11 protein-coding genes and 1 other RNA gene are annotated in these 10,654 nt (G+C 65.2%); 9 read left to right on the top strand and 3 right to left on the bottom strand.

Annotated elements, in window-relative coordinates:
* Window positions 1-644: 644 nt before the first annotated feature.
* From AC4D2Q_RS06345 to AC4D2Q_RS06325, 5 genes are all read left to right on the top strand, one after another.
* Entirely contained in the window at window positions 645-1,196 is a 552-nt protein-coding gene (locus AC4D2Q_RS06345) for a GNAT family N-acetyltransferase (RefSeq protein ID WP_490945679.1), read from the top strand.
* 121 nt (window positions 1,197-1,317) lie between these two features.
* Window positions 1,318-1,413, top strand: an RNA gene (gene ffs, locus AC4D2Q_RS06340) — signal recognition particle sRNA small type.
* Window positions 1,414-1,492: 79 nt separating this feature from the next.
* The gene (locus AC4D2Q_RS06335) at window positions 1,493-4,573 is read left to right on the top strand and encodes a DNA polymerase III subunit gamma and tau (RefSeq protein WP_490945678.1); all 3,081 of its coding nucleotides are present in this window, start codon (window positions 1,493-1,495) and stop codon (window positions 4,571-4,573) included.
* Between the two features lie 113 nt (window positions 4,574-4,686).
* A complete protein-coding gene (gene recR, locus AC4D2Q_RS06330; RefSeq protein ID WP_400929581.1) occupies window positions 4,687-5,283 on the top strand; it encodes a recombination mediator RecR in 597 nt (198 codons plus the stop codon).
* A gap of 205 nt (window positions 5,284-5,488) precedes the next feature.
* Window positions 5,489-6,775, top strand: a complete 1,287-nt coding sequence (locus AC4D2Q_RS06325) for an aspartate kinase (protein ID WP_490945677.1) — start codon at window positions 5,489-5,491, stop codon at window positions 6,773-6,775.
* A gap of 65 nt (window positions 6,776-6,840) precedes the next feature.
* On the opposite strand, the gene AC4D2Q_RS06320 is transcribed toward AC4D2Q_RS06325, so the two are convergent.
* Together AC4D2Q_RS06320 and AC4D2Q_RS06315 are read right to left on the bottom strand one after the other, a co-directional pair.
* On the bottom strand, window positions 6,841-7,152 hold the full coding sequence (locus tag AC4D2Q_RS06320; RefSeq protein ID WP_490945676.1) for a hypothetical protein: 312 nt from the start codon (window positions 7,150-7,152) through the stop codon (window positions 6,841-6,843).
* A 140-nt stretch (window positions 7,153-7,292) separates the two neighbouring features.
* A complete protein-coding gene (locus AC4D2Q_RS06315; protein ID WP_490927617.1) occupies window positions 7,293-7,508 on the bottom strand; it encodes a hypothetical protein in 216 nt (71 codons plus the stop codon).
* An 87-nt stretch (window positions 7,509-7,595) separates the two neighbouring features.
* Between AC4D2Q_RS06315 and AC4D2Q_RS06310 the strand changes: the two genes are divergently transcribed.
* Genes AC4D2Q_RS06310 through AC4D2Q_RS06295 form a run of 4 tightly spaced genes read left to right on the top strand, consistent with a single transcriptional unit; the run spans window position 7,596 to window position 10,053 of the window.
* The gene (locus AC4D2Q_RS06310) at window positions 7,596-8,054 is read left to right on the top strand and encodes a MarR family winged helix-turn-helix transcriptional regulator (RefSeq protein ID WP_490945675.1); all 459 of its coding nucleotides are present in this window, start codon (window positions 7,596-7,598) and stop codon (window positions 8,052-8,054) included.
* Entirely contained in the window at window positions 8,041-9,042 is a 1,002-nt protein-coding gene (locus AC4D2Q_RS06305; RefSeq protein ID WP_490945674.1) for a 3-methyladenine DNA glycosylase, read from the top strand. Before AC4D2Q_RS06310 ends, AC4D2Q_RS06305 begins: the two co-directional genes overlap by 14 nt.
* The gene (locus AC4D2Q_RS06300; protein WP_490945673.1) at window positions 8,985-9,512 is read left to right on the top strand and encodes an SRPBCC domain-containing protein; all 528 of its coding nucleotides are present in this window, start codon (window positions 8,985-8,987) and stop codon (window positions 9,510-9,512) included. Before AC4D2Q_RS06305 ends, AC4D2Q_RS06300 begins: the two co-directional genes overlap by 58 nt.
* Before the next feature lie 40 nt (window positions 9,513-9,552).
* Complete coding sequence (locus AC4D2Q_RS06295; protein ID WP_490945672.1) at window positions 9,553-10,053, top strand: hypothetical protein; 501 nt, start codon at window positions 9,553-9,555, stop codon at window positions 10,051-10,053.
* An 18-nt stretch (window positions 10,054-10,071) separates the two neighbouring features.
* Here AC4D2Q_RS06295 and AC4D2Q_RS06290 read toward each other — a convergent pair whose 3' ends face one another.
* Window positions 10,072-10,554, bottom strand: coding sequence for a DUF4442 domain-containing protein (locus AC4D2Q_RS06290; protein WP_490945671.1), 483 nt, complete (start codon window positions 10,552-10,554; stop codon window positions 10,072-10,074).
* Window positions 10,555-10,654: the final 100 nt, after the last annotated feature.

Genomic DNA, 10,654 nt, shown 5'->3' with positions numbered 1-10,654 from the left:
GTTTTTCTTTTCTCTTCGCTGCAGTGTTTCTTTATTCTATTTCATCCGGACCGTGTTTGGCAATTCGGGATAATTCCCGGTTACCGTTTCATCCGGCCGGACGAACCCGCGCAAAAGCCCCGGCTTTCCGTGTCCGTGCACTCGGCACAGGCAGGATCACCAGAATGTTTTTGGTGGGGTTTGGCCGCCATGCTCAGGATGTTTTGCAACTCCCGGCCGCGGCGACTTAGAAGACTCTACACGGGGTTGGGGACCCGCGCAAATCGGCTTCCGGCGGGCGGTAAGCCCGCCTTCAGGCAGCAAATAAATCCGCGTTGCAACACCGGAAAGGGCGCCCTGCATTCGGCCCTGCCTCCCACCAGAGGGAACCCGCAACAACGGCCTTGGTGGCCGCTTCGGCACCCGAGGGGATAAGAAGGTAGAGACAATGCAGCAAACAGCAGGATCCCCGATCAGGACGACGTACTACAAGGAAGAGGAGCACCATGCCCCCGGCCGGCAGACAGGTTCGTCCCCTCCCCCTGAAGCTCCCTGTCCTTACAGGCCCCAGGCGAACAGGCCTCACTCGGACAGGCCCCGCACTTACAGAGCCCTCCCCTGTCTCTGCCGGGGCACCGACAACCACCGGGGCGCCGATTCCCCAGGTGACGCTCCGCGCCTTCACGGCTGACGACGTCGTCCTCATTCAGTCCGCGTCCATGGATCCGCTGATTCCCCTGATCACCTCGGTTCCCGCTGCGCCGGAATCGGACGGCGGCATGCAGGCTCCTGCCGGGGAGGCCGAGGCTCTGGCCTTCATCGAGCGCCAGCATCACCGTCTGAGCAGCGGAGCGGGCTGGTCTTTTGCCATTGCAGATGCCGTCACCGGTGAAGCCGTGGGGCAGATTGGGCTGTGGCCGGGCCAGTCGTCCCGCCGCACCGGCAACCCGAACACCATCGGGTATTGGATTGGTCCCGCCCACCGCAAGCAGGGGTACGCCCGTGCAGCACTGGAGCTGCTGACCGAGTGGGCACTGACAGGGGTGCAGCTGCCGCGGGTTGAACTGTATATAGAGCCGTGGAATGAGGGCTCCTGGCGCACCGCCGAGGCAGCCGGCTATACAAGGGAGGCTTTGCTGCCCTCCTGGCAGAAGGTGGGAGGGCATTGGCGTGACATGTACCGCTACGCCAGGACTGCTGCAGTGCATCCCCTATAAGGGCTGCATATAGAGGATGCGTATAGGCACGCCAAGAAGCATCGGACCGAGCGCCGACCCGCTGCGCAGCGCCCTGAAACCGGGTGCCGCAAAAGCACTCCAAAAATCGGGTAGACTGGTTCGCGGCCCCTCATGTGGTGTCATCCTGTGAACTCCCCCAGGACCGGAAGGTAGCAAGGGTAAGCGGGCTCTGGCAGGTGCATGAGGGGTCTTTAATTTTTTTCAGGACCAACAGGTTTTCCCCGCCCCAAATGCCGGGATGCAAACCGTCAGTGCCAACCGATAGGGTTCTATCTGTGAGTACAGCTCTTTACCGCCGCTACCGTCCCGAGAGCTTTGCGGATGTGATCGGGCAGGAGCACGTCACGGAGCCGCTGATGGCGGCGCTCTCCAAGAACCGCGTTAATCACGCCTATCTCTTCTCCGGCCCCCGCGGCTGCGGCAAAACAACTTCCGCCCGCATCCTCGCGCGCTGCCTGAACTGCGCCGAAGGCCCGACGCCGGTCCCCTGCGGCAAGTGCGACAGCTGCGTTGAACTGGCCCGCAACGGATCCGGCAGCCTGGACGTCATCGAGATTGACGCGGCCAGCCACGGCGGTGTCGACGACGCCCGCGACCTGCGCGAACGCGCCACCTTTGCCCCGGTCCGGGACCGCTACAAGATCTTCATCATTGACGAGGCCCATATGGTCACGTCTGCCGGCTTCAATGCGCTGCTGAAGATCGTCGAAGAGCCGCCGGAGCACATCAAGTTCATCTTCGCCACCACGGAACCGGACAAGGTCATTGGCACCATCCGGTCCCGCACCCACCACTATCCGTTCCGCCTGGTTCCGCCCGAACCGCTGCTGGCATACCTGGACAAGCTCTGCCAGCAGGAGAACGTGCCGGTGGCCCCGGGCGTCCTCTCCCTGGTGATCCGCGCCGGCGGCGGATCCGTCCGTGACTCGTTGTCCGTGCTGGACCAGCTGATGGCCGGCGCCGGAGAGTCCGGACTGGACTATGAACTGGCCGTCAACCTCCTGGGCTACACCCCCATCTCACTGCTCGACGACGTCGTCGACGCCTTTGCCGCCGGCGACGCCGCCACCGTCTTCCGTGCGGTGGACCGCGTCATCCAGACCGGACAGGACCCGCGACGGTTTGTCGAGGACCTGCTGGAGCGCTTCCGGGACCTGATCATCGTCCATGCCATGCCGGAGAGCGCCGCCGCAGTGCTGCGCGGCATGCCGGAAGACCAGATCAGCCGGATGAGCACGCAGGCCACCCAGCTTGGCGGTGCCGAACTGTCCCGCGCGGCAGACATCACCAACACCGCACTGACCGAGATGACGGGCGCCACTTCGCCGCGCCTGCATCTGGAACTGCTCTGCGCCCGCATCCTGCTGCCCGCCGCCGACCAGACCGAGCGCGGCACAGCTGCCCGGGTGGACCGGATTGAACGCCGGCTCAGCTACGCCGGTGACAGCACCGAGGCCGTTGGACGTGCCGCCGCAGCAGCATCCCCGGTGGAATCCATTCCGGCTGCACCGACGACGGCGGACGAGCCCGCGGTTGTAGCGGACGCACCGGCCGCGCCGACGGTTTCGCCGTCGAACGGTTCGGCCATCGGTACGCAGCCACATGTGTCCGGGCCGGAAGCAGCACCGGCAGCCGCCGCTGCGCCGTCGGAGAGTTCGCCCCTGGATTGGGGCGGAACCTGGGCAACAGCCCCCGAGCCGCAGGCAGCTGCACACGGAACCGCTGGAACGGGGCAGTCCGCACCTGCCGCGGACCGGGTTGGGGCACATGCTGGTTCCTCTGCAGCTGCTCCCGACCGTGGTCACCAGACGGCGGCTCCCTCACCCGCTGCTTCGCCGGCCCGGCAGTCCGTGCCGGGTAATTCTGCGCCGGGGAATTCTGCGGCACCGGCCTCCACATCCGCGCCGGCTCCTGCCGGCCAGCCTGCTGCTGCTGAATCAGGCGATGCCGGCGGGCAGATTGAGATGATCCGCCGGGCCTGGCCTGAGATCATGGATGCCCTCACGGGAATCCGCCGTGCCACCTGGCTCAACGTCAGCAAGAACGCCAGCCCCAAGTCCTTCAACGGACGAATCCTGGAACTGGCCTTCAGCAACCAGGGCGCCGCCACCAACTTCAACCGCCCCGACCACCTGGAGAACCTCCGCAAGGCAGTCAACCAGGTCCTTGGCGTGGATTGCCAGGTCAACGTGGTGCATGACAGTTCGGCGGGTGAGTCGGGCCCAAAAGCAGGTAGCCGGTTAACCCCGGCGCCGGCTTCCGCGAAGGTCCAGGCTCCGTCCCAGCAACAACACGCCGTCCGGCAGGAAACGGCTCCCGCATCACCTGTTTCTTCTTCGCCGGTTCCTTCTGCGCCGGTTTCTGCGGCACCTGAAGCAGCCGCTGAAGCTCCGGCGCCGCCAAAAGCAGCCGCTGGATCTGCGCCGTCACAGGCAGGACCCGCCCACGGTTCCTCAGCCGTTGTGTCCGGACCCGCGGCCGCTGCCGCGCTGAATCGGCGACGCACCCAACCCCAGCAGGGCGCCGATGCTCAGCAGCCGCAGCGATCCCGGCAACCCCAGCAGGGCGGTCCTTCCGCGGCGGATCAGCCGTCGTCATCGCCGCGTCAGTCGCCGCCGCAGTCCGCGGCTCAGTCGGCGGGTCAGTCGCCGTCTCAGTCCGCGGCAAGCAGTGCCAGAAACAAGCCTGTTGCCGCGCCCGGACCGCTGCCCGAAGACTGGCAGCAGGAACCGCCCGAGGACCCCTACGCCGGAGGACCCGAAAGCAACGCCTGGGAACAGGCCGAGCCGCCGGCGGACGTGTATTCGGCGGGCAACCTGTCGGACAGCGAATGGGCAGCGACCAACTGGGCCGGAACCGGTTCTTCGCCGGCCAGGGCTGCCGACAGCGCACGCGGCAACAGCACCGGCAACGCCGACAACGCTGGCAACACCGGAAACGCAGGGCGCCAGGCTGCTCCTGCGTCCGGGGGCAAGCCGTCCTCGACTGCTTCGGCGTCGATTGCTCAGGCGTCGGCCGGTCCGGGAGCCGCGGCGGCGTCGTCGTCATCGTCGTCGTCGTCCGTTGCAGCACCGGCCCGCCCGCAGGCGCAGCCGGCAGCGCCGCACGCGTCCGGCCCGGGCCCCGGCAACAATGACGGCCGGCCGCTGAGCCGCTATCAAAAACTGCTCAACGAAGCCGCCGCACGCGGCGGCTCGCCCAACCCCTCCGCCGGACGCAGCAACGTAAACTTGGTGGAGGACATCCCCAGCGCGGATGACATCCGGCTGGAAGATTCCGGGCTGGTGGGCAGGAAAGCCATCGAGCGGATTCTGGGTGGCCGATTGATCGAAGAACGCAGCGTGGACGGCCGCTAGCCCTCCCGTTTTTGCTGGCCCGCCGCCCGATTCCGCGGCTGGCCCGCAGAGACAACCCGCAGCACCGGTGCCGCCTGAGCGGCGGCGCACATCCATCCAGCAGAGAAGGTCACGTGTACGAAGGCGCAGTTCAGGAACTGATTGATGAGCTGGGCCGGCTTCCGGGGATTGGCCCCAAGTCAGCCCAGCGCATTGCCTTCCACATTCTGGAAGCTGATCCGGAGGACATGCGGAAGCTGGCGTCCTCCATCATCACGGTGAAGGACAAGGTGAAGTTCTGCACGATCTGCGGCAACGTCACCGAGCAGGAAACGTGCGCCATCTGCCGTGACACGCGCCGGGATCCCACCATGATCTGCGTGGTGGAAGAATCCAAGGACGTCATTGCGGTGGAACGCACACGGTCCTTCCGCGGCCGGTACCACGTCCTCGGCGGCGCCATTAATCCGATTGCGGGGATCGGACCGGATCAGCTGCGCATCCGGGAACTGCTCAGCCGGCTCTCAGATGAACAAATTTCGGAAATCATCATCGCCACGGACCCCAATCTTGAGGGCGAAGCCACGGCCACCTATCTCTCCCGGATGCTCAAGACCCTGGGCATCAACGTGACCCGGCTGGCATCGGGGCTGCCGGTGGGCGGAGATCTGGAATACGCCGACGAGATCACGCTGGGCCGGGCATTTGAAGGCCGACGGAGCATGTCCTAGCTCCTGGCCTCCGCCGCGGAACGTGACATTAAGTGCATGTGTCCCTTCTATTTCGGCGCGTTCGGGGCGCAACGATAGACTTTTGATGGTTGGCCGCAGCTTCTGCGGCCCCGGCTTCCCGGGACTGCCGGGGCTGACATCGACTGCACCGCGCCAAGGACGTCGCCGGGCACCAAACCGGAAGTGATTCAGAGAGCGTGTACGCATGAGCCTGATTGTTCAGAAATTCGGCGGTTCCTCCGTGTCCGACGCCGAAGGCATCAAGCGCGTCGCCAAACGCGTGATGGATACACACACCGCCGGCAACGAGGTGGTGGTGGTGGTCTCCGCCATGGGTGACAGCACGGATGAGCTGCTGGATCTGGCGGGCCAGATCACCACCGACGGAAACGCCCGCGAGATGGACATGCTCCTCAGCGCCGGCGAACGCATTTCCATGGCCCTGCTGGCCATGGCGATCAATGAACGAGGGGGCTCCGCCCAGTCCTTCACGGGCAGCCAGGCCGGAATGATCACTGATGCCATTCACGGCAAGGCACGCATCATTGACGTCTCGCCGCACCGGATCAAGACAGCCATTGAAAAGGGCGACGTCGCGATCGTCGCCGGGTTCCAGGGCATGAGCCGGGACAGCCATGACATCACCACTCTGGGCCGCGGCGGTTCGGACACCACCGCCGTCGCGCTGGCCGCAGCACTCGGCGCGGACGTCTGCGAGATCTACACCGACGTTGACGGCATCTACACCGCCGATCCCCGCGTTGTGTCCTCCGCTCAGAAGATCGACAAGATCTCCAGCGAGGAAATGCTGGAAATGGCCGCCTCCGGCGCCAAGATCCTGCACCTTCGCTGCGTGGAATATGCCCGGCGCTTCGGTGTGCCCCTGCACGTCCGCTCATCCTTCAGCTCGCACGAGGGAACCTGGGTCCTGCCCAGCCCCGATGACAAGATCAAGATTCAAGAGGGAGAACCCTTGGAACAGCCCATCATCTCCGGCGTCGCCCATGACCGCTCCGAAGCCAAGGTCACCGTGGTGGGCGTTCCCGACATCCCCGGCAAGGCCGCGGAAATCTTCGGGATTGTGGCCGGCGCGAACACCAACATCGACATGATTGTCCAGAACATCTCCACCAAGGGTTCGGGACGGACGGACATCTCCTTCACGCTGCCGATCATCGACGGCAAGGAAGCCATTGACGCGCTGAACGCGGCCAAGGACGAGGTCGGTTTCGACGCGATCCAGTACAACGAGCAGATCGGCAAGCTTTCACTGATCGGCGCCGGCATGCGCTCCAATCCCGGAGTCTCACACCGGTTCTTCGAGGCACTGCACCACGCCGGAGTGAACATCGACATGATTTCCACCTCGGAGATCCGCATCTCCGTGGTCACCAGCGCCAAGCTGCTGGACACGGCCGTGCGGGCGGTCCACGGAGCGTTCGGGCTCGACGGCGACGACGCAGCCACGGTCTACGGCGGAACCGGGCGCTAGGTCAAGGTCTTCGCCTCTGCCCGGACGCCCGAAGAGGTCCGGGCAACCGGGTTCAGGTGCCCGGGTCAGGGCTCCGGCAGCATTGGCGGGCGCTTGCCGTAGGACGGATACGAGAGCAGATATCCTTGCGGATACGGCTCCGCCGGAGGAACGATCCGGACGCCGTAATGCCGGCCGCCGCCGTCGGTCTCCACGCGGATGGACCGAATCTGGTCGTCGATCTCGTTTTCCAATTCGTCATGCAGATGCCGAACCGGCTCCGTGGCGCCGTCACGTGCGGCGTCTCCGTAGAACGCGGCTACCAGGCGGCCGAGCTTGCCCAGGGGTCCGGGGCCGTGAGATACGGGCGCGGGACGGGCGGGGATTTCATCGCTCATGGAAGATTCCTTGTGCGGTTGAGGCCGGAAGTCCGTCCAGGCTCAGGGCTCCTGGATTCCGGATTAATCAACCGTACGCGTTGCCCGCCGCGCTGCGGGCGGAATACGCAAACTTTTATGCCGGCTACGCGGAGGGGCTGCTACTCCGGCTTGCGCGTCACGATGTAGCTGCTGCCGTCCGCCCGCGTGACGGTTTCCCACTGCGCCTTCTCCTGCGCCTGCTGCTGCTTGAGCAGCTGCTGATTCTCATCAGTCATGGGATGGTCCAGGGCACTGGTTTGGGCAGGACCGAAAATCAGCCGCACCTTGCCGGTGGCCCGCATGAATTTCGAGGTGAAGCTTTCCTTGTCAGCCATCTCCAGAACCTTTCCGCAACGTCGTAGCCTGATGCCCATAGTACGCTAATCATTAGTGCACTAACGGTTTGGGAAGAGGGCTGGATCATGAAACAGGCAGACGACGACCTCCTGCTGGAGCATCAGCTCTGCTTTGCCCTGTCGGTGGCATCCCGCAGCGTGGTGGGCGCCTACAAGCCGGTCCTGGAAAAGCTGGGCCTCACCCACCCGCAGTACCTCGTCATGCTTGCCCTGTGGGAACAGAGCCCGCGCACCGTGCGCAGCCTGGGCGGGGCGCTGGCCATGGAACCGGCCACCCTCTCCCCCATGCTCAAGCGCCTCGAGTCTGCCGGATTCGTTTCCCGCAACCGCTCTCCGCAGGATGACCGTTCCCTGGCGGTGGATCTGACCGAGGCCGGACGGGCGCTGCGCCGGGATGCCACTGAAGTTCCGGGCATCATGATGGGCAAGCTGGATCTGAGCCGGGAACAGGTTCGGGAGCTCAATGAGGCAATGCGCCGCCTGATCAGCGCAGCCCAGGCAGTGCCGGAGCATGAGGCAGGATAATGGTGCAGTGACTTCTTCCGCCTTTACCGCCGTCCTGACCGAGGAACAGTGGCTGCCGCTGAGCCGGCAGCACGTTGAACGCGTCCAGCCGTTCGTTCAGGGTTTCCTCACCCGCAGGTCGGCCGGGCGGAAGCATCCGGTGGAGGATTTCCTCTTTACCTACTATTCCCAGAAGCCCGGGCAGCTGCTGCGCTGGCACCCGGGGGCCGGCGTCGTACTGACCGGTCCCGCGGCCGGCGAGCGCGCAGGCTGGAAGTTCTACCGCCCCCTCAGCGAGGCGGAACTGGCAGCGGAAGGCCTCAGCAGTACGACGACGGCTGTCACCGTTGATCTGCCGGCCTTTGCGGCCGCGCGCGGTGACGCAGCAGCGTTCACCCGCATGTTGCTTTCCCGCACCGCAGCCCGGAAGCCAACCCTGGGCTGCTTCGGCATGCATGAATGGGCCATGGCCTATAGGTCGGAGACGAACGGCATCCGGCATGAATACCTCCAGCTGCGCCTGGGGGCCGAAGGAACCGATGATTTGGTGGAGCGCAGCAAGATCCGCTGCACCCACTTTGACGCGTTCCGCTTTTACGCACCGCAGGCCGCACCCCTGAATGAGCTGGTTCCCACCCGGGAGAACCAGCCCGAGCTGGAACAGCCCGGGTGCCTGCACGCCAACATGGATCTGTACAAGTGGGCCTACAAGCTCGTCCCGCTGCTGCCCAGCGAACTGGTAATGGACTGCTTTGAACTCTCCTGGCGCATCCGGACCATGGACATGCGGGCCTCCCCCTACGATCTGCAGGATTGGGGCTATTCTCCGATCCCGGTGGAGACCCCGGCAGGCCGCAGTGAGTATGCTTCTGCCCAGCGGCAGTTCAGCGAAGAGTCGCAGCAGCTGCGGGCCCGCATCCTCGGCCTGCTGGAACCCCAACAGGAGCGGCCATGCAGCCACAACCCACCGGCAGGGTCCACCGCACCGGACCGGAGTCTTACCACCTGACCCTTACCCGCACGTTTACCGAATCTCCCTCCTCCGTGTGGTCCAGCTTCACGGACTCCTCCCTCGCAGCCCCGTGGTTTGGCCGCTGGGAAGGTTCCCCGCGCCGGGGCGACAGCGTGGATGTGCAGATGCTGTACGAGGAAGGGCTGCCGTGGAGCCGATTTCGGATTTCCGAATGTTCGGCCCCGGAGCTGCTTCGGGTGCTGGTTGAGGATGAGTACGGCAGCTGGGACCTGGAGATCCGGCTTCGGGACGCCCCGGGCGGCGCCGGGCTGGAGTTTATTCATCACCTGGACGACCCGCTGGCAGCGGAAAGCGTGGGACCCGGCTGGGAATACTATCTGGACCGGCTCACGGCGGTCCGCACCGGCGGAACCGTTCCGGAATTCGAGGAATATTACCCGGGCCAGGGCCCCTACTTCCTGGCCCAGGCACGGGCAGCAGCCGATGCTCACGAAACCGGCCGCTGAAGCTCGCTAAGCTGGGGCCACCCTACCCGGAGGTCTCACCATGTTCCGCCCGCTTCGAGGACTGCTGGTCCTGACACTTGCCGCCCTTGCCCTGTCCGCGTGCGGAGACTCCGCCGGCGCGCCAACAGGCGGTTCGACGGCGCCGTCCCCGTCACCCTCAGCGTCCGTGCCGTCGGTGACCCCCAGCGGATCCCCCGCTGCGGCCGGCACCTCACTGACCGTTGAATTCCTTGCCGACGGAGACACGCCGAGCGGGACCTGGACGCTGCAGTGCAACGGTGCAGACCCCGCGGGAACCTCCGATGCTCCGGATCCTGCTGCCGCCTGCGCCGTGCTGGCCGGCTCCGGCGCCTCACTCTTTGCAGCACCGGATCCTAACCTGATGTGCACCCAGAACATCATCGGGATGCAGCGGGCCAAGGTCACCGGAACCGTGAACGGGGAATCGGTGGACCGGACCTTCTCACTGCGAGACGGCTGCGAGATCGGCCGGTGGGAAAACCTCACCGCGCTTCTGGGCCCGGCAGAGGCAACCCTCTAGGGAATCAGCAGCCCGGGATCAGGAAATCGGCAGCGGAGACTTTTCCCGCTTGCGCCGGACATAAACCTGCTTTTTCACCCGCGCCACCACCTCGCCGTCGGCGTCCACCACGTCCACGGAGAACCACTCCAGCACTTTCCCGCCGCCGGCAGCCAGCTTCCTGAGGCGCTCCACATCGGCCGGCTCCAGGACAAAACGGGCCGTGACATCGCCGCGGCCGGGCTTGATGAAGTCGATTTCAGCTGCCCGGTCCCACACCACGTGGTCCCCGCCCAGCTGGCGCAGCAGGAGCATCATCCAAAACGGATCCGTCATGGCGAAGAGCGAACCGCCAAAATGCACGCCGGCCACATTGCGGTTCCACCAGTGCAGCCGCAGCCTCACCTCAGCGGACATAAAATCCCCGCCCAGATCAGTGATGTGGATACCGGAAAAGGCGAACGGGGGCCAACAGTTCATATAGCGGCGCACGATGGCCGGCTTGGCAGTAAGGGCTTTCACGGACCCACTCTAGCGGCAGTAAAACCGGTCACAGCTGAAGCCCTCGCGGCACCCAGGCGGACTTGTTGCACGCCTGCGCCCTGCGTAAACTACATAAGCA

The sequence above is a fragment of the Arthrobacter sp. TJ-178 genome, assembly GCF_058269275.1.
This window is presented reverse-complemented; position numbering and strand designations above follow the sequence as displayed.